Below are 18,830 nucleotides of genomic sequence, written 5' to 3' on the forward strand. Positions count from 1 at the left end.
CGCCCTAGTGCGCGACATGTGGCTGACCGGCTTCGACAGCCCCTCGACGCACACGATGTACATCGACAAGCCGATGCGGGGCCACGGGCTGATGCAGGCGATTGCCCGCGTCAACCGCGTGTTCCGCGACAAGCCTGCAGGGCTGATCGTCGATTACATCGGCATCGCCCAAAACCTGAAGTCCGCGCTGGGCCAGTATTCCAAGGCGGACCAGGAACAGGCGGGGATCGACGAAGCCGAGGCCGTCGCCGCGCTGCTGGAGCGGCTGGATGTCGTGCGCTCCATGTTCCACGGGTTCGACTACTCGGCTGGATTGACCGGCACCCCGCACCAACGGCTCGTCGCACTGGCAGAGGCGTTGAACTGGATCCTCGCCAGGCAGGACGAAGCCGCCCAGCGCGAAACTGACAAGGAGGCGAAGAAGGCTTCGCACCGCCGATACCAGGACGCAGTGCTGGCGCTCTCCAAGGCCTTCGCCCTTTGCTCCGCCAGCGATACGGCCCGCGATGTCCGCGACGAGGTGGGCTTCTTCCAGACCGTGCGAGCCGCGATGGTCAAGGCGGCCGACAGTTCAGGTACGTCGGCAGCCGACCGCGACCTCGCAATCCGCCAGATCGTCAATGCTGCCGTAGCCTCAACCGAGATCGTCGACATTCTGTCGGCGGCAGGGCTGTCATCGCCGGACATCTCCATCTTGTCGGATGAGTTCCTTGCCGAAGTTGGCCAGATGCAGAAGAAGAACCTCGCCCTGGAGGCCTTGAGGAAACTGCTGAACGACGAAATCCGATCACGCAGCAAGAGCAATGTGATCGAGACACGGAAGTTCTCGGAGCGGCTCGAAGAGGCCATCGCGCGCTACCACACCAATGCCATCAGCACGGTCGAGGTTCTTCAGGAACTGATTGCGCTGGCCAAGGACGTTCGCGACGCACGAAGCCGCGGCGAAGAGACCGGGCTGACACCAGAAGAGGTCGCATTTTACGATGCGCTGGCCGACAATCAGAGTGCGGTTGACGTGCTCGGCAACGATCAGCTGAAGATCATCGCCCATGAATTGCTCAAAGGGCTCAAGGCCAATGTCAGCATAGATTGGGCCCATCGCGACAGCGCCAGGGCAAGATTGCGAGTGCTCGTGAAGCGTATCTTGAGAAAGTATGGTTATCCGCCGGACCTCGAGGATGCCGCAGTGTGAGCACCTCCCCGAAAATCGGACAGTGACGTAAGCTCTGATCTTCCGTCTGCTGGTCTCCAAGAACGAGGAGAACAGACGATGTCGAAACGCAGGAACCATGACGCGGGCTTCAAGGCTCGCGTGGCGCTGGAAGCCGTGAAGGGCGAGCGCACCGTGTCGGAGCTGGCCGCGGAATACGGCGTGCATCCGACGATGATCCACCAGTGGAAGAAGGCGCTGCTCGAGGGGGCATCGGACATCTTCGAACGCGGCAGGAAGAAGAAGGCCGAGGTCGACGAGGAGACGGTGCGATCGCTGCACGCCAAGATCGGAGAGCTGGCCGTCGCCAACGATTTTTTGTCACGAAAGCTCAAGCCCTGGACCGGCAGGTGAGGCGCGGGATGATCGAACGCTCTCACCCCACGCTGTCGGTCGGGGCGCAATGCCGTCTGCTGTCGATCTCGCGGTCGTCGTTCTACTACGCACCGCAGGGCGAGACCGAGATGAACCTGGCGCTCATGCGGCTGATCGACCGTCAGTTCCTGGAAACCCCCTTCTACGGCGTCCAGCAGATGACCTGGCACCTGCAGAACGAAGGGCACCCAGTGAACNTGAAGCGCATCCGGCGGCTGATGCGGCTCATGCGTCTGATGCCGATCTACCAGAAGCCCAACACCAGCAAGCCTGCGAAGGGGCACAAGACCTACCCCTATCTGCTGGGTGGCCTGCGGGTCGATCGGCACAACCATGCCTGGTGTGCCGACATCACCTATCTGCCGATGCGACGAGGCTTCCTCTACCTGGTCGCCATCATGGACTGGTTCACCCGCAAGGTGCTGGCCTGGCGCATCTCGAACACGCTCGAAGCCGACTTCTGCGTCGAGGCGCTGAACGAGGCGGTCCACCGCTTCGGCCCGCCCGAGATCATGAACACCGATCAGGGCTCGCAGTTCACGTCCTTCGCCTGGACCGACCGGCTGAAACGGATCGGCACCCGGATCTCGATGGACGGCAAGGGCCGGTGTCTCGACAACATCTTCATCGAGCGCCTTTGGCGGTCCCTGAAGTATGAGTGCGTCTATCTGCACGCCTGGGAGACCGGCTCGCAGGCGAAGGCGGGCGTTGGCCGATGGATCACCTTCTACAACCACCAGCGGCCCCACGCCGCCCATGGCGGACAGCCGCCCGCCGTGGTCTACTTCAACCAGATCGAAACCGATCAGCAGGGGCAGAGAGTAGCTTAAATCATCCCGGAAACTGTCCAAGAGATGGGGAGTAGCTCAGTGCGCGGTGTCCTGGCGCAGGCGGAGGCTATGCTGTCTGAAATGTCGGGGTCATAAATCGTGGCTATCAAGCTGACGCGAGTTCTTCTATCACTTCTGGTCCTTGCGGCTGCTTCCCCTGCGCTGGGACAGAGCTTCTCCTGTCGAATTGGCACGCAGCCCGCATGCCTGGACTACGGTGACAAGGTCTGCTCGAGCAGCGGCATGTGCGTCGACCGTAACGCAGCCTGCTTCGATCAGTATCAGTGCAACTACGAGGGTTTCACCTGCAAATCAAACGTCACCGAATGCGTCGAAGCACATGACTCCCTGCTGCGAAAACACAATGAGCTGGTCGACGATTTCAATGAGAACCTTGAGATTGCCAAGAGAATGGCAGCGCGCTTGGACGACATCGAAAGCTGCCTGATCTATGCTAGTACCCTCGAGGCTGCGAAGCGATGTGCGCCATGAACCCGAAGCTGAAGATCATGATCATACAATGAAAACCGTGCCCCTAGCAGAAACAATTGGTCGGTTGCGGTATTTTGGGGAGCAGTTTCTGCATGGCGCCTTTTAACTGGCTGTTCGGCCGCACCCCAAAACCGATCCAACAGAACCAGCCCGCACCCTTGGAGGAATTTCGGCCATCTCCGATCATCCGTGCTCCCGCCAGACCAGCATTATCGCACGCGGTCAGGGTGCCGGAGGGCAGCTTCCGCTTCGTCGCGCTGGATGTCGAAACCGCTTGCAGTGATGCCGCCAGCATCTGCCAGATCGGCCTGGCCTGCGTTCAACCCGACAACCAGATCCAGACCTTCTCCATGCTGGTCAATCCCGGCACCAGGTTCGACGCCTTCAACATCCAGCTCCATGGCATTGGCCCGGACCATGTGGCGGATGCACCGCGGTTCCCTGACGCCTTGGATGCTTTGCTCCCTTTGCTGTCGCGCCACCATCTCATCCAGCATAGCAACTTCGACAAGCAGGCAATGAATGCCGCCTGCAGTTTCTGCGGCATCGACGCCCCTGACCTGCGCTGGGCCGACAGCGTCCAGATCGCGCGACGGGCGTGGCCCGAGTTGAAGGGTAACGGCGGGCACGGATTGGCGAACCTCAAGCGAACGCTGAACCTTCAGTTCCACCACCATGATGCAGGCGAAGATGCCCGCGCAGCCGCATTGGTCGTGCTGCACGCCGAGCTTCATCTTCGCCTTCCGTTTGAAGAACTGATCAAACCGGCCGCCAGAAAGAGCTACTCAGCCGCGATCACCATGGACGGCGACCCGACAGGCGTACTGGCCGGGTCGGTGGTGGTCTTCACCGGCGCATTGGGCATGTCCAGAAGCGAAGCAGCCGAGCTTGCTGCCCGCGCAGGTATGTCCGTGAAGGCTGGCGTGACCAGGGAGACGACCCATTTGGTTGTAGGTGACCAAGATTTGAGCGTGCTTGCCGGGCACACTAAGAGCAGCAAGCACCGGAAGGCCGAAGACATGCAGAGGGCGGGGCATCCCATTCGCATTATTGGCGAGAGCGCCTTCAAATCCCTCGTGGCTAAATCGAAAGCAAGCTGATCCCCCCTCCTCGGGTTCCTCCTCGGCGCTGAACGTATGCGGGGGGGGCGCAGCGCGGTGGTTCGCTAGCGTGAGGCATTTTCACCGGGGAAGCCAGGCGGAAGCCACCTTGCAACCCGGAGCCGGAATTCGTGAGTCAGATCAGCGGCTTGCGCAATCACGATCTGGCGGGGGTGGGTTCCCGGCGGGAAGCCAGGGAAGCCACCTTCGGGGAAGCCAGGTGGGCAGAAGCCACCCCGAAAAGTCAATTCATTAGAAGCCGTTGAATCCGCTTCACTTTTCGGGTTGACAGACCTGCCCCCATTGACCTACCCCTTGATCATCGAAGAATTGCGCCCGGAGGAACCCCCTCGCGGGCGCTTTTCATTTTCCTCCCCACATCCCGAGCCCCATCCCATGGACCTCGTCTTCGCGCCGAGCCAGGTAGAATCCTGGCCGATTGCCCGGCTGCGCCCCTATGCCCGCAATGCCAAGATGCACGGCGACGACCAGGTGGCGAAGATCGCCGCCAGCATGGCCAAGTTCGGCTGGACCGTCCCCTGCATGGTGGCCGACGATGGTGAACTGATCGCGGGCCATGGACGGGTGCTGGCCGCGACCATGCTCGGCCTGACCGAGGTGCCGGTGATCCGGCTCAGCCACCTCGACGAGGCGGAACGCCGGGCGTACCGGATCGCCGACAACAAGCTGACGGAACTAGGCGAATGGGACGAGGCCCTGCTCCGCGACGAGATCGCGGGGCTGCTGGCCGAGGATTTCGACCTGACGCTGCTTGGCATCAGCGACGATGAGCTTGACGCGCTGCTGCGGGATCCCGACGCGCTGGGCGACGATGGTCCGGTCGAGGGCGAGGACGATGTGCCCGAACTTCCGGTCACGCCAGTGTCGGTGCCGGGCGACCTCTGGCAGCTGGGCGCGCATCGTTTGATCTGCGGCGACAGCACTGCGGCCGATGTCGTTGGGCGGCTGCTCGGTGACGTACGCCCCCTGCTGATGATCACCGACCCGCCCTATGGAGTCGATTACGATCCCTCCTGGCGCAATCAGGCTGGCGCGGCCAAGACGAAACGCACAGGTAAGGTGCTGAACGACGACCGGGCCGACTGGCGCGAGGCTTGGGCGCTGTTTCCCGGCGACGTCGCCTATGTCTGGCACGGCGCGCTGCATGCCGCGACCGTGGCGGACAGCCTGGCGGCGGCGGGCTTCGCCATCCGGTCGCAGATCATCTGGGCGAAGGACCGGCTGGTCCTCAGCCGGGGCGATTACCACTGGCAGCACGAACCCTGCTGGTATGCGGTGCGCGCCAAGGGCAAGGGTCATTGGGCCGGGGACCGCAAGCAGACGACGCTGTGGCAGATCGCCAACCGGGATCAGGACGCCGACACGGTCCACGGCACGCAGAAACCGGTCGAATGCATGCGGCGCCCGATCCTGAACAATTCCAGCCCCGGCCAGGCGGTCTATGAACCCTTCATGGGATCCGGCACCACGCTGATCGCGGCCGAGACCACGGGCCGGGTCTGTTTCGGGGTCGAGTTGAACCCGGCCTATGTCGATGTCGCCATAGAGCGCTGGCAATCCTTCACGGGTCAGGAGGCGGTGCTGGCGGAAACCGGCGAGACCTTCGCCAACCTGAAGGCAAAGCGGCTCGCGGCATGAACGCGCCCCTCCTGCCGGGCCGGATAGAGCATTGGCCCCTGGCCCGTCTCCGGCCCTACGCCCGGAATGCCAAGACCCATGACGCCGACCAGGTGGCGAAGATCGCCGCCAGCATGGCCGAGTTCGGCTGGACCGTCCCCTGCCTCGTCGCCGCTGATGGCGAGTTGATAGCTGGCCATGGCCGCGTCCTGGCCGCAACACAGCTCGGACTGGCAGAGGCGCCGGTGATCGTGCTGGGCCATCTGACCGAGGCGCAGCGCCGGGCTTACCGGATCGCCGACAACAAGCTGACCGAACTGGGCGGGTGGGACGAGACGCTGCTGCTCGAGGAACTGCGCGGGCTGATGGCCGAGGACTTCGATCTCGGGCTGATCGGAATTCCCGAGGACGAGCTGGACGCGCTGCTGCACGATGCCGACGACCGCGCGCCCATCGACGATGACACCGCGGATACGATCCCCGAGGCCCCGGGCGAACCAATCACCAAGCCAGGCGACATCTGGCGGCTCGGGCATCACCGGCTGATCTGCGGCGATGCCACCGCCACGTCCGTGGTGACGAGGCTAATGGACGGGGCGCAGGCGTCGCTGCTGTTCACCTCCCCGCCCTACGCCCAGCAGCGCGACTATGGCGCTGCGAAGGAAAAGGTCGGCGATTGGGACGCGCTGATGCAGGGCGTCTTTTCTGCGGCGCCCGTCACCGCGGATGCCCAACTGCTGGTGAACCTCGGCCTCGTCCATCGCGATGGCGAATGGATCCCGTATTGGGAGGGCTGGGTCGACTGGATGCGCGAGCAAGGCTGGCGGCGGTTCGGCTGGTATGTCTGGGACCAGGGGCCGGGCCTGCACGGCGACTGGAACGGCCGCCTTGCGCCGTCGCACGAGTTCATCTTCCATTTCAACCGCCAGCCCCGGAAGCCGAACAAGACAGTAGAGAGCAAGCACGCAGGCGAAACCCTCGGCGGCGGCGGGTTGCGCGGGGCCGACGGCACAGTCCACCGCAAGACCGGCTATGGCAACGCGATCCAGAGCCACCGCATCCCGGACAGCGTCTTCCGCATCATGCGCCACAAGGGCGGGCTGGGCGCTGCCGGATCGCACCCGGCCGTCTTCCCCGTCGCGCTGGTCGAGGCGGTGCTGGAGGCCTTCAGCGATCCCGGCGACCTGGTGTTCGAACCCTTCTGCGGCTCCGGCACACAGCTGATCGCGGCGGAACGCACCGGGCGGCGCTGCTGCGCGGTGGAACTGGACCCGGTCTATTGCGACGTCGCCGTGCGGCGGTGGGAGATGGCGACGGGGCGGATAGCAAGCCGGATCGCGGACCAGGAAGAAGCCGGGAAACCGGCGCGCCGGTCTAGGAAGCGCGCATGACCCAGTCGCGCCGCATGTCCCTGATCGAGGCCGCAACCTACGTGATCGTCGGCTATGCCCTCGCGGTCGGAAGGCAGATCGTGGTGTTTCCGGTCTTCGGCATCCACATCGCGCTGGGCGATCAGCTGGCCATCGGCCTCGCGTTCACCGGCGTATCGCTGGTGCGCGGGTATGTGCTGCGCAGGCTGTTCGAGAGATTCCGTTGACGGGAAATCCGCAGTTCTCTACCGTTCGGCCAAACGAAGGCTCAGAAGCGAGCTTTGAGGAGGGCATGAGCCCCCTCAGGTCGGCAGAAAAACCCTGACGGCATCGTTGTACGGACTGCGGAACCACGAATGATCGGGTCTCGCGCGAGCATGAGCTTCCCGCCGGGGAGCGCCCCTCCAAGGCGCCGCGCATTCGCTTCTCACGAAGTTGAATGGAGGCCCCTTGGATGGGAAAGCTGTCGAATATTCGCCGAACCAAAATGCTGGCGCAGGGCGGCCGGTGCTACTACTGCGACCTGCCGATGTGGGATCCGGAGATGGATCCTGCCGTGCCGGAAATCTGCCAGGCACCACCCTTGCGGAAGTATCTTCGCTGTACCGCAGAGCACCTGCACCCCCGCTCCGACGGCGGTGCCGACGCGCCCACAAACATCGTCGCTGCCTGCTGGTACTGCAACACAAGGCGGCATCACAGAAAGGAGCCCCCCTCCCCGGACGCACATCGCGCACGCGTCCGAGAGAGGATGGCAAATGGGAAATGGCTGGCAGCGCACCTGAAAGACATCAGGAGCGCTGTCTGCTTGGGTGTGAGCACCCGAAGGATCTGATCCTGAAAACCTGATCAAGGCAGCTTGTAGACCGTCCCCCTACCCTCGACCTTCTCGGCGGCGATGGGCAGACCCAGCTTCTTCTTCAGCGCCCCCGAGATGCAGCCGCGGACGGTATGTGCCAACCATCCGGAGGCATCGACCATCTCGGCGACCGTCGCGCCCTCGGGGCGCTGGAGCATGGCGATGATCTGCGCCTGCTTGGTGCCAGCGCGGATGGCGACGGGTTTCGCGGTGCCAGTGTCGTCAGGCGCGGGTTCCGCCTTTGCCTTCGCCTTCCGCACGCTAGCGACAGCGCTGGCCACCACCGGCTCGATCCCGATGGCCTCCAGCCCGGCCGCGGTCGCGATCAGCGTGGTGCCGTGGCCATCGCCGGTCTCGCGCCAAATCGGCTCGCCGCGACGCAGGTTGGCCTCGACCTCCTCGAGCCAGCCGCGGGCGATCAGCTTGCCGACGACCATCTTGGCCGCGGCGCCGACCAGCCCCTCGGGCAGCGGCAGGGCGAGGTTCCCCGGCCGGGTCGCGGCGCGGGAGAGGATCAGGGATTGAGTGTCGGACGGGGTGGTCATCGGAGCCTCCGGGCGCTGTGGCGCGCGCTGTGCGCGCCTTCTACGGAGGCAAGCCCCGTCGTCGAACGGGGCGGCCTTGGCGCCGCGCGGTGCGTCAGGCGGCGTGTTCGCCTTCCTTGAAGGCGCTGTCGGTGATCTGGCGCAGCAGGCCCGCGTAGTGCTTCAGCGTGCCGACGTGCCCCCAATGGATCTCGTCGGGGTGGGTCTCGAAATGGTCGTCGCTGAGGGCCTTCAGGCGCTCCAGCATCATGTCGATCTCGGCCTTGGCGGCGATGAAGGCGTCGAGGGCCTTGTCGTTCGAGGCGGCGCGGCGGGTGGTCATGGCGGGGCATCCTTCGGTGAGTTGCATCGTTCTGGTGCGAACACCATCGCTCTGTCGGGCGGATGATCGTAGGCAAATCGGAGCAATATCAGTGCTTGTCTGATCATTCCGCTCAGATCAGCCGCATCTCCGCCAGCGTGCGGCTGGCAGCGCCAAGCTGGGCGGTCGGCAGTTCGATCTTGATGTGCGACAGGACGTCGGTGGCCTCGGCCGGGATCCCGCTCTCGCGCAGCGCCTGCTCGATAACCTCGGCGATGGCGTCCGGGCGGCTCAGATCAAAGCCCTCGGGAAGGGCGGAATAGTCGATGCGGATGGTGGTCGTGGTCATGATGAAGCCCTCCTGGGATTGGCGCGATGCAGCCTGTTGATGGACAACAGAATCGCTCCGGAGGGGGAGACAATCAACGGGAATGATTGTCTTTTCCTGTTTATTTTCAATATGTTGATAGGCTTCACAGCGCCATGAAAGGCATGAGCGAGCGCGAGTATGCCACCCATTCCGGGCTGTCCCGCGGCGGGGTCCAGAAGGCGCGCAAGAACGGTCGGCTGGTGGTCCATGACGACGGGTCGATCAATGCCGCGGCCTCGGATGTGCGGCGGGCCGAGATGACGGACCCCGACCAGCAGCGGCGCAGCTTGGGTGGGGATGGGCTGGCCAGCGGCCCCGGCGACACGACATCGTATATCAAGGCGCGCACGGCGCTCACGGTTTACGCAGCGCAGGAACGTCAGCTGGCCGTCCAGAAGAAGAAGGGCACGCTGGTCGACCGAGCGCGGGCGGAAACGCTGGTGTTTCGCCTGGCGCGGCAGGAACGGGATGTCTGGGTCACCTGGCCCGGACGGGTGGCCGCGCTGATGGCGGCGCAGATCATGGCGGAGGTGGAACGGCAATCCGGGGCATCGGTGACGATCGAGACCGCGATCATGCAGAGGGTGCTGGAAGCCCATGTCCGCGAACAGCTCGACACCCTCGCCGACCTCAGGGTCTCGCTTGCATGATGAGGACGATGACGACGACCTGACCGCGGGTCTCGACCTCGGCTTCGACGGCGCCGAGGATCTGCTGCGGGTCTGGCGGCAGGGCCTGCGGCCTGATCCGAACCTGACGGTGTCGGAATGGGCGGACCAGCATCGCTGGCTGTCATCGCGCGGCGCGGCCGAACCGGGGCGGTATCGCACCGCCCGGGCGCCTTACCTGCGCGAGATCATGGATGCGCTCTCGCCCGGCCATCCCGCCCAGCGCATCACCTTCATGAAGGCCGCGCAGGTGGGCGCGACCGAGGCGGGCAACAACTGGATCGGCTTTGTCATCCATCACGCCCCTGGGCCGATGCTGGCGGTGCTGCCGAGCCTGGAATTGGCGAAGCGCACCTCACGGGGGCGTTTGGACCCGCTGATCGCGGACAGCCCGGCGCTCCGCGAGCGGGTGAATCCGGCCCGGTCGCGGGATGCGGGCAATTCGATGCTGTCGAAGGAATTCCCCGGCGGCATTCTGGTGCTGACCGGGGCGAATTCCGCCACCGGCCTGCGTTCGATGCCCGCGCGCTATGTGTTCCTCGACGAGGTCGACGCCTATCCCGCCTCAGCCGACGAGGAGGGCGATCCTGTCACGCTGGCCGAAGCCCGCACCACCACCTTCTCGCACCGGCGCAAGGTGTTCATGGTCTCGACTCCGACGATCCGGGGGCTGTCCCGGATCGAGCGGGAATTCGAGGCGTCCGACCAGCGGCGCTACTTCGTGCCCTGTCCCCATTGCGGGGCGATGCAGTGGCTGCAGTTCGACCGACTGCGCTGGGCGAAAGGGAAGCCCGAAACCGCCGCCTATCACTGCGAGGGCTGCGAGCGTCCGATTGCCGAGCACCACAAGACCGAGATGCTGGCCCGCGGCGAATGGCGGGCGACAGCGGTCTCCAGGGATCCGAAGGCCATCGGCTTCCACCTGTCGGCGCTCTACTCGCCCTTGGGCTGGAAAAGCTGGTCCGACATCGCGCGGGAATGGCTGGCGGCCCAGGGGTCGGACGAGACGCTGCGCGTCGCGCGGAACACGCTTCTGGGGGAAACGTGGATCGAAAGCGGCGACGCGCCGGAATGGCAGCGGCTGGCGGATCGGCGCGAGGCGTGGAAGCCGGGCACGGTCCCCATGGCCGGGCTGTTCCTGACGGCCGGGGCAGACGTGCAGAGGGACCGGATCGAGGTCGATATCTGGGCCTGGGGCCGGGGTCTCGAGTCCTGGCTGGTCGATCACATCGTCATTCCGGGCGGCCCAGACGATCCCGCCGCCTGGGACAAGCTGACCGCCCTTCTCAGCCGGTCGTGGCAGCATGCCAACGGTGCCTTCATGACGGTGGCACGACTCGGCATCGACACCGGTTACGAGGCCGCGGCGGTCTATGCCTGGTCACGCAAGGTTGGGTTCGAGCAAGTGGCACCCCTGAAGGGCCTAGAGGGCTTCAACCGGTCGGCACCGGTCTCGGGCCCGACCTTCGTCGATGCGACCATCGGCGGCAAACGCCTGCGCCGCGGCGCGCGGCTCTGGTCGGTGGCAACGGCGACGTTCAAGGCAGAGAACTACCGGTTCCTGCGGATCGAACGACCCTCGGACGAAGACCGGGCGCTGGGCGCCCTCGATGCGCCGGGGACCGTGCACATCCCAAGCTGGGCCGACACCGAATGGCTGAAGCAGCTGGTGGCCGAGCAGCTGGTCACCATCCGGAACAAGCGCGGCTATGCCCATCAGGAATGGCAGAAGATGCGCGAGCGGAACGAGGCGCTAGACTGCCGGGTCTACGCCCGCGCGGCGGCGTGGATCCTTGGCGCCGACCGCTGGGACGAAGCGACATGGCGGCGGCTGGAAGCTCAGGCGGGCGTCGAAACGCGCATGCCAGCGGCCGTCGCGATGGACGCCACACCAACCGATACGGCCCAGCCCAAGGCCGGAACCCTGACCACGCCGCGCCGGAAACGGCGGGCCTACACCCCGAACTTCATGAGGGACTGATGGACCTGGAACGCATGCAGGCCCTGCTGACCGCGCTGCAGGAAGCCCGCTTCGCCGGGCTGCGCAGCGTCAGCTACGACGGCAAGACCGTGACCTACGGCTCGGATGCCGAACTGGCGGCGGCGATCAGGGATCTTGAGGGGCGGATCGCAGCGGCCAGCGGCACATCTGCCCGTCGCCGCCGCTGGGGCACCGTCGCCACGAAGGGTCTGTGACCATGGTCCTCGACGCCTTCCGCGCGCGCCTCGGAAGCATCATCGGCGGTTTTGACGCCGCGCAGTCCCACCGTCGCATGCGCGGCTTCCGCGCCACCCGGGCGCATGTGAACACGCTGATCGCAGCCTCGGGCGAGACGATCACCGCCCGGGCGCGCTGGTTGGTCCGGAATAACGGCTATGCCGCGAATGCGGTCGACGCCTTCGCAAACCATGTCGTCGGCGACGGGATCAAACCCTCGTCAAAGATCGCGGACGCCGCGAAGAAGGAGGAGTTGCAGAAGCTGTGGCTGGCCTGGACCGACGAGGCCGATGCCGAGGGGCTGACCGACTTTTTCGGGTTGCAGCGGCGGGCCGCGCGCGAGGTGTTTCTGGCAGGCGAGGTCTTCCTGCGTATCCGCACAAGGCGGCCGGAGGACGGCCTGACCGTACCGATGCAGCTGCAGATGCTGCCCTCGGAAATGCTGCCCCAGGACATGACCCGCGTCCTGCCCGGCGCAGGGTCGATCCGTCAGGGTATCGAGTTCGACGGCATCGGCCGCCGCGTGGCCTATCACTTCCTGCGCCGCCATCCGGGGGACATGACCGACCCGGGGCTGGTGGGTGAGACGGTTCGCGTGCCCGCCTCCGAGGTGATCCACATTCTGGACCCGGTCGAGGCGGGCCAGCTGCGCGGGGTGTCGCGCTTCGCCGCGGCGGTGGTGAAGCTCTTCACCCTCGATCTCTACGACGATGCGGAACTCGAGCGGAAGAAGACCGCAGCGATGTTCGCCATGTTCATCACCTCCCCCGCCCCGGAAACCGCCCTCGATCCGGCCGAGGACGACCTCGAGGTGGAACCGGGCCAGGTGGTGCGCCTTGATCCGGGCGAGGATGTCACCACACCCTCGACGCCTGATTCCGGGTCCACCTATGAACCCTTCCAGTACCGCACGCTCCTGCAGATCGGCGCGGCGCTGGGCGTGCCCTATGGCTACCTGACGGGCGACACCGCGAAGGGGAACTTCTCGAATACGCGGATCGCGCTCGTCGATTTCCGCCGCCGCATCTCGGCCTTCCAGCATTCGGTCATGGTTTACCAGCTCTGCCGGGCGGTCTGGACCCGCTGGATGGACATGGCGGTGCTGGCGGGCGCCATCGATCTGCCGGGCTATGCGACAGAGCGGCGGCAATACCTCGCCTGCGACTGGCTTCCCACGAAATGGGACTGGATCGACCCGGCCAAGGATGCTGCGGCCGAGATCCTGCAGATCGAGGCAGGCCTCAAATCCCGCACGCAGGCCATCGCCGAACGGGGATACGACGCAGAGCAGGTGGACCGCGAAATCGCTGCGGAACGCAAGCGCGAGGCCGCGCTTGGTCTCGACTTCCGGCGGCCGGGGTCCCCCGCGCAGGCGGCCGGTGGCGGCGCTGGGCCGGGCGATGCAGAGGACGAGCGGCGGGATCAGCAGGACACCAACGATCAGGAAGACGACGGCGAGGACCGGGAACCCCGGCCCGCGGAGGACGCATGATGCACCACACCCAGATCGCCCAGCGCGTCTTCAACACGGCCCTGATGGTCGATCCCGCCAAGGCGCTGGCAATCCTCACCGGGCTTGGGCCGCTGATCACCGGGCGAGAGATCAGCGTCGAGGGGGTCGAAATCGCCGCCGAAGCGCAGGAGGCCGCCACCCTGCCCGCCCGGGCGTCGCTCTTCGGTGACGACCTGACCAAGCGCCGGGCGCGGGACGGAAGCCAGCCCTTCGCCGTCGTGGACGGGATCGCGGTCATCGAAATTGCTGGCACGTTGGTGCATCGCGGGGCGTGGATCGGTCAATCTTCCGGCCTGACCTCCTACGAGGGTATCGCCGCCCAGCTGCAGGCGGCCGTCACCGATCCCGCCATCCGTGGCATCGCCCTCGACATCGACAGCTTCGGTGGCGAGGTCGCGGGCGCGTTCGATCTGGCCGACCGCATCCGGGCGGCAAGGGAACAGAAACCGGTCCATGCCTTCGTCGCCGACCACGCCCTCTCGGCCGCCTATGCGCTGGCCTCCCAGGCCGACCGCATCATCCTGCCCCGGACCGGGGCCGTCGGCAGCATCGGTGTCGTCGCCATGCACAGCGACATGAGCGGGGCGCTGGACCAGAAGGGCATCGCCGTCACGCTGATCCATGCAGGCGCGCGCAAGGTCGATGCGAACCCGTATCAGGCGCTGCCCGAGGCCGTCCGCGCCCGGATCGCGGGCGAGCTGGAAGACCTGCGCCAGCTCTTCGCCGAAACCGTCGCCGAGGGGCGTGGCCGTCGCCTCGACACCCTACGGGCGCTGGGCACCGAGGCCGCCGTCTTCCGCGGAGAGGCGGCCGTCTTCGCCGGTCTCGCCGACGAGGTGGCCGATCCCGTCACCGCCTTCCGCGCTTTCGCCGCCGCACCTCGCGGCACATCCACCCCCAGAGGAAAGGGCCCGATGATGACCACTGCCCCCGAAGATCATGCGCAGCCTGCGCCCACGCCTGCTGCCAGCGCCACGCCGGAACCGGCCCCGCCCGCGGCAGTCGCACCGCCGCAAACCACGGCGGCCGCCATGTCGCCCGAGGCGATCCGCGCCGAGGCGGCCGAGGTCGCACAGGTCTGCTCGCAGGCCACGCGCCTCGGCATCCACATCGACGCCGCGGATGCGGTCGCCAAGGGCGTAAAGCCTGAAGCCCTGCGCGCCAAGGTGCTGGCGGACCTTGCGGCGCGCAGCGATGCCGCGGGCATCATCGCCACGGCCCCCGCACCCGGGGCCAAGGAAAGCCCCATCGTCGCGGCCGCCAAGAAATCGGCCGCCTCGCGCTGACAGTTCCGCCCACGCTGGGCGCCCCCATCCCCCAACATCCTGGAGACTGAACCATGCCCGTCCTGACGGAACCGCCCAGCATGGGCGATGTCCTCAAGTATGAGGTCAACCCGAACTTCACCCGCGAGGTGATCACCCTGCAGCTTGGCCTGTCCTATCCGGCAGGGTCGGTCCTGGGGCGCATCACGGCCAGCGGCAAGTACACCCTCTCGCCCGCAACCGGGGCCGACGGTTCACAGACCGCAGTCGCCGTGCTCCTCTATCCAGTGAACGCCACGCTCGCCGACGCGGTGGGCATCGTGGTCACCCGTGGTCCCGCCATCGTCTCGCGCGCCGCCCTTGCCTACGAGGCCACCGTCAACGACGCGGCCAAGATCGCCGCCAAGATCACCCAGCTGGCCGCGGTCGGCATCATCGCCCGCGACGGCGTCTGACGCAGCCCTCCCGGCCGCACCAATCCTCTCATCCCCCGGAGCCCCACCATGACCCTCGTCCGCAATCCCTTCGACGCTGGCGGCTATTCGCTGGCCGAGATGACGCAGGCCATCAACATCCTGCCCAACCTCTACACCCGCCTCGCCCAGATCGGCCTCTTCCGCTTCGAGGGGGTCAGCCAGCGCTCGGTCATCATCGAGCAATACGAAGGCGTCCTGAGCCTCCTGCCCTCCGTCCCCCTCGGTGGCCCGGCTACCGTCGGCACCCGCGAGGGCCGGTCCATGCGGTCCTTCGCCCTGCCGTGGATCCCGCATGATGATGTGGTCTTGCCTGCCGACATCCAGGGGCAACCCGCGCTGGGCGGCGCGTTCGACGCTGCCGATCCCCTCGTCGAAGTGATGAACCGCAAGCTGCTGCTGATGCGGCGCAAGCATGCCCAGACCCGCGAGTACATGGAGATGAACGCGCTGCGCGGCATCGTGAAGGACGGGGCCGGGACCACCCTCTACAACTACTTCACCGAATTCGGCCTGGCGCAAATCTCGGTCGACTTCGTGCTGGGCACGGCCGGAACGAACGTCCAGGGCAAGGTCCGAGAGGTGCTGCGGGCCATCGAGGACAACCTCCTCGGCGAGGCCATGACCTCTGTCCATGCGCTGGTCAGCCGCGAGTTCTTCGACAAGCTGATCGCGCATCCCAAGACCGAGGAAGCCTACAAGTTCTACGCCTCGACCGGCGCCCAGCCCCTGCGCGAGGACGTGCGGCGCAACTTCCCCTTCGGCGGAATCCTCTTCGAGGAATACTCGGGCACCGTCACCCTCTCGACGAAGGCCACCGAACGGCTGGTCCCGGCGAGCGAGGGCATCGCTTTCCCCTTGGGCACGATGGACACCTTCACCACCTATGGCGGCCCGGCGAACCTGCTGGAAACCGCCAACACCATCGGGCTGCCGCTCTATGCCCGCCAGCATCTCGACGAGAAGGGCCGCTGGATCGACGTGATGACCGAGGCCTCGATCTTGCCGGTGAACAAGCGGCCGCGGCTGGCGATCCGCCTGCACACGTCGAACTGACGGACGCACCCATGTTCGTCTTTGCCGCCGCCATGGACCGCATCTTCACCCATGCCTCCATGGCGGCACCCGCCCTCTGGATCTCGGCCACCACCTCCGAGGAACGCCCGATCCGCATCATCCGCCGCGCCCCGGATCGCGTGACCGACTTCGGCGCAGGCCGCTTCGTCAGCGACACGACCGTTGTGGACGTGCGCGTGGCTGACCTGCCCGCCCCGCGTCCGGGCGATCTGATCGTCATCGGTGCCGACAGCCATGTGATCCAGGGGGAACCGCTGCGCGACCGGGAACGGCTGATCTGGACCCTCGATCTGCGCCCGGCGTGATCCGATGAAACTGAAGCTCACCATCGATCCTGACATCGTCGCGATGATGCAGGCGGAAATCGCCGCCGGCGAGAAGGCCGTCACCACCGCCATGCGCGAGGCGGGCGCGGGCCTCAAATCCGCCTGGCGCGGCCAGATCACCGGCGCTGGCCTCGGCACCCGGCTGGGCAATTCGATCCGGCTGGCCACCTATCCCAAGGGTGGCGAGAGCCTGAACGCCGCGGCGCTGGTCTGGTCGAATGCCCCGGTGATCGTCGGGGCGCACGATGCCGGACCACTGATCCGGTCGCGCAACGGGTTCTGGCTGGCCATCCCCACCGCGGCCGCGGGCAAATCCACCCGCGGAGGCCGCATCACCCCGGGCGCATGGGAACGCCGCACGGGACTGCGGCTGCGGTTCATCTACCGGCGCCGGGGCCCGAGCCTGCTGGTGGCCGAGGGGCGGTTGAACAGCAAGGGCCGCGCGGTGGCGTCAAGATCGAAGACCGGCCGCGGGCTGACCACTGTGCCGATCTTCCTCCTTGTGCCGCAGGTCAAGCTGCGCAAGCGGCTCGATCTGGCGCGGGATGCCGAGCGGGCCATCGACGGCGTGCCGGGGCGGATCGTCGCGGGGTGGGTCACTTGATACGGCGGCAATCCGGGTCGCATCCCCCGATAAAGGTTCTCGACACCTCGGGATCAAACTGCTACGAGGCAAGAACTGCTTCCGTACTCCCAAAGCACTTACTACCCTCTTCTCCTAGCCGCTGACGACAGAGTGCAACGGCCATACGACAGAGAGAAACTGTGTCCGTATGCAGGCAGTTCCGCCTGGGTCGGGATGCACGAGGGAAGTTAGATGTTGGGAAAATGGACCAAATGGGCATCTTTGGGAAAAGCGGCGGAAACTCCTCCAAGAGCAGCGGAAGCAAGTACGAGAAGTCAGGATCAAAGGGATCCTACGGCAAAGGTTACGGAAAGGGCAGTGCCTCTTCCAACGAGCGCAAGTACCAGCCCCGAACTGAAGCACAAGCTCGCCGAGACGACAGAAAGTTCAGCTGGTTCAAGTGAACCCGTTGAGTCGCGGCTGTCTGCGGAGGTGAAGTTCTTCCTTGCCGACAAGAACTACGGGTTCCTCCTTAACCCCGCTGGGGGCAAGGACATCCTAATCCACCGAAACGGCGTAATCGATGGAACCGTCCCCCAAAAGGGGGCGGTCTACTGGTTTGACCTTGGCGAAGACCGCCAGCAACGGCCTTGCGCGGTGAACGCTTCTCTGAAGGTGGGCGCAACGGACGCGCCAATTCCTGCCTTGGACCACGACACCAAGGAGCTGTTCGACTGGGCGTTCATACCCTTGTTCAGCCGAGATACGACAAGCAAAGCGATCAGCGATTTGGCATCGCTCGCGCTAACCGAAGACTGGCGGTACAGGGAAAGCCCCGCCGAAGAGTTCGATGACTTTGGCATCCTGCGGAACTACATCAAATTCACATTCACCCGGCTGAGACACGAGGGCAAGGTCATCACCGGTGATCGGTTCGCGACATTCAACACGGGTTTGGTCGACCGGTTCTATGAACCGATCTATGCACTTTTTGAGAAGAATGGCCGTGCAACTCCTCCATGGAAGTGGCGATCGTTCTGCGTGAGTGGACAAGGAGAGGAAGGGAAGTTGCTTGCGCGGACATTCGAGCCGCTACCGAAGGCCGCAAGCTATTTCGCGAACATCGATGACCTCTACTTCGACGCGGAGGCGCCATTCGACGAGGATCTCGATCACATTGTGCTCGATGGTATCCGACGCGACAGGTACCCGCATGATTTCCTTGACACCTACGCAGGCGGGTTCTCGCTGCAGGAGTACCTAGCAAATCGAGAGTCATATTTGGCAGGTATTGCCGACCGCTTAAACCAAAACGATGCGATGTATCGGCGGTTGAGGAACAGGCTTAAAGACGCCATTCTGCTGGCGCGCAAACGCGTCAGCTGGAACTACCGTGCTGTTGTTCCGCAGTATTACCCAAAGCACAACCTGATGAGCTTCCTCCTGCCAATCTCTTTGTCGGACGACACCAAGGTCGATGCAGCCCTGGTTGTTCAAAGCATCAGGGTGGATGGAAAGTTGAGGTATCAGGGCTACACGATTTATCCCCTCGCCTATGCATACCGGAACGCCCGCCTCGTAGCGAAGCCAATCAGTGACTGGCTTGATCCCGAGAGGATTCTGGGAACGTAAGCC

Annotated in this window: 19 protein-coding genes and 1 pseudogene; 17 read left to right on the plus strand and 3 right to left on the minus strand. The window is 65.3% G+C overall.

Features of this window, described 5'->3' with window-relative positions; all coding sequences use genetic code 11:
- The first annotated feature begins 16 nt into the window (after positions 1–16).
- The 7 genes and pseudogenes from PARN5_RS0103855 (at position 17) to PARN5_RS0103885 (ending at position 7,242) form a co-directional block, all read left to right on the plus strand.
- On the plus strand, positions 17–1,192 hold the full coding sequence (locus PARN5_RS0103855) for a type I restriction enzyme endonuclease domain-containing protein (protein WP_017998461.1): 1,176 nt from the start codon (positions 17–19) through the stop codon (positions 1,190–1,192).
- 78 nt (positions 1,193–1,270) lie between these two features.
- A pseudogene (locus tag PARN5_RS0103865) lies at positions 1,271–2,415 on the plus strand (IS3 family transposase).
- A gap of 99 nt (positions 2,416–2,514) precedes the next feature.
- Complete coding sequence (locus PARN5_RS23275) at positions 2,515–2,907, plus strand: hypothetical protein (RefSeq protein WP_232419302.1); 393 nt, start codon at positions 2,515–2,517, stop codon at positions 2,905–2,907.
- A gap of 92 nt (positions 2,908–2,999) precedes the next feature.
- Positions 3,000–4,007, plus strand: coding sequence for an exonuclease domain-containing protein (locus tag PARN5_RS0103870; protein WP_026155156.1), 1,008 nt, complete (start codon positions 3,000–3,002; stop codon positions 4,005–4,007).
- A gap of 396 nt (positions 4,008–4,403) precedes the next feature.
- The gene (locus PARN5_RS0103875; RefSeq protein WP_017998464.1) at positions 4,404–5,666 is read left to right on the plus strand and encodes a DNA methyltransferase; all 1,263 of its coding nucleotides are present in this window, start codon (positions 4,404–4,406) and stop codon (positions 5,664–5,666) included.
- Positions 5,663–7,036, plus strand: a complete 1,374-nt coding sequence (locus PARN5_RS0103880; protein ID WP_017998465.1) for a site-specific DNA-methyltransferase — start codon at positions 5,663–5,665, stop codon at positions 7,034–7,036. The genes PARN5_RS0103875 and PARN5_RS0103880 overlap by 4 nt, the downstream gene beginning before the upstream one ends.
- Positions 7,033–7,242 carry a hypothetical protein gene (locus PARN5_RS0103885; RefSeq protein WP_017998466.1) on the plus strand — a complete coding sequence of 70 codons (210 nt, stop codon included), beginning with the start codon at positions 7,033–7,035 and terminating at the stop codon, positions 7,240–7,242. The genes PARN5_RS0103880 and PARN5_RS0103885 overlap by 4 nt, the downstream gene beginning before the upstream one ends.
- A 622-nt stretch (positions 7,243–7,864) precedes the next feature.
- Here PARN5_RS0103885 and PARN5_RS0103890 read toward each other — a convergent pair.
- The 3 genes from PARN5_RS0103890 to PARN5_RS0103900 all read right to left on the minus strand — a co-directional run bounded on the left by PARN5_RS0103890 (position 7,865) and on the right by PARN5_RS0103900 (position 9,069).
- Positions 7,865–8,419, minus strand: a complete 555-nt coding sequence (locus PARN5_RS0103890) for a DUF3489 domain-containing protein (protein ID WP_017998467.1) — start codon at positions 8,417–8,419, stop codon at positions 7,865–7,867.
- A gap of 94 nt (positions 8,420–8,513) precedes the next feature.
- Positions 8,514–8,741, minus strand: coding sequence for a hypothetical protein (locus PARN5_RS0103895; RefSeq protein WP_017998468.1), 228 nt, complete (start codon positions 8,739–8,741; stop codon positions 8,514–8,516).
- Positions 8,742–8,853: 112 nt separating this feature from the next.
- The gene (locus tag PARN5_RS0103900) at positions 8,854–9,069 is read right to left on the minus strand and encodes a hypothetical protein (protein WP_017998469.1); all 216 of its coding nucleotides are present in this window, start codon (positions 9,067–9,069) and stop codon (positions 8,854–8,856) included.
- Between the two features lie 134 nt (positions 9,070–9,203).
- On the opposite strand from PARN5_RS0103900, the gene PARN5_RS0103905 reads away from it, so the two are divergent.
- The 10 genes from PARN5_RS0103905 (at position 9,204) to PARN5_RS0103950 (ending at position 18,827) form a co-directional block, all read left to right on the plus strand.
- A complete protein-coding gene (locus PARN5_RS0103905; RefSeq protein ID WP_026155157.1) occupies positions 9,204–9,740 on the plus strand; it encodes a hypothetical protein in 537 nt (178 codons plus the stop codon).
- Positions 9,688–11,739: a phage terminase large subunit family protein gene (locus PARN5_RS0103910; protein WP_026155158.1), complete on the plus strand. Its 2,052-nt coding sequence runs from the start codon at positions 9,688–9,690 to the stop codon at positions 11,737–11,739. Before PARN5_RS0103905 ends, PARN5_RS0103910 begins: the two co-directional genes overlap by 53 nt.
- Positions 11,739–11,954: a hypothetical protein gene (locus tag PARN5_RS0103915; RefSeq protein ID WP_017998472.1), complete on the plus strand. Its 216-nt coding sequence runs from the start codon at positions 11,739–11,741 to the stop codon at positions 11,952–11,954. Before PARN5_RS0103910 ends, PARN5_RS0103915 begins: the two co-directional genes overlap by 1 nt.
- Before the next feature lie 2 nt (positions 11,955–11,956).
- Positions 11,957–13,468, plus strand: a complete 1,512-nt coding sequence (locus PARN5_RS0103920) for a phage portal protein (protein WP_017998473.1) — start codon at positions 11,957–11,959, stop codon at positions 13,466–13,468.
- Positions 13,468–14,775 (plus strand): S49 family peptidase, encoded by a 1,308-nt coding sequence (locus PARN5_RS0103925; RefSeq protein WP_017998474.1) that lies wholly within the window; start codon positions 13,468–13,470, stop codon positions 14,773–14,775. The genes PARN5_RS0103920 and PARN5_RS0103925 overlap by 1 nt, the downstream gene beginning before the upstream one ends.
- A gap of 53 nt (positions 14,776–14,828) precedes the next feature.
- Positions 14,829–15,209: a head decoration protein gene (locus PARN5_RS0103930; protein WP_017998475.1), complete on the plus strand. Its 381-nt coding sequence runs from the start codon at positions 14,829–14,831 to the stop codon at positions 15,207–15,209.
- A 48-nt stretch (positions 15,210–15,257) separates the two neighbouring features.
- On the plus strand, positions 15,258–16,283 hold the full coding sequence (locus PARN5_RS0103935; protein ID WP_017998476.1) for a major capsid protein: 1,026 nt from the start codon (positions 15,258–15,260) through the stop codon (positions 16,281–16,283).
- Positions 16,284–16,294: 11 nt separating this feature from the next.
- Entirely contained in the window at positions 16,295–16,609 is a 315-nt protein-coding gene (locus tag PARN5_RS0103940) for a hypothetical protein (RefSeq protein ID WP_017998477.1), read from the plus strand.
- 4 nt (positions 16,610–16,613) lie between these two features.
- Positions 16,614–17,234, plus strand: a complete 621-nt coding sequence (locus PARN5_RS0103945) for a DUF6441 family protein (protein WP_017998478.1) — start codon at positions 16,614–16,616, stop codon at positions 17,232–17,234.
- Between the two features lie 213 nt (positions 17,235–17,447).
- Positions 17,448–18,827, plus strand: a complete 1,380-nt coding sequence (locus tag PARN5_RS0103950) for a DUF3825 domain-containing protein (RefSeq protein ID WP_081614926.1) — start codon at positions 17,448–17,450, stop codon at positions 18,825–18,827.
- Positions 18,828–18,830: the final 3 nt, after the last annotated feature.

The organism is Paracoccus sp. N5, from assembly GCF_000371965.1.
Lineage (GTDB): Bacteria > Pseudomonadota > Alphaproteobacteria > Rhodobacterales > Rhodobacteraceae > Paracoccus.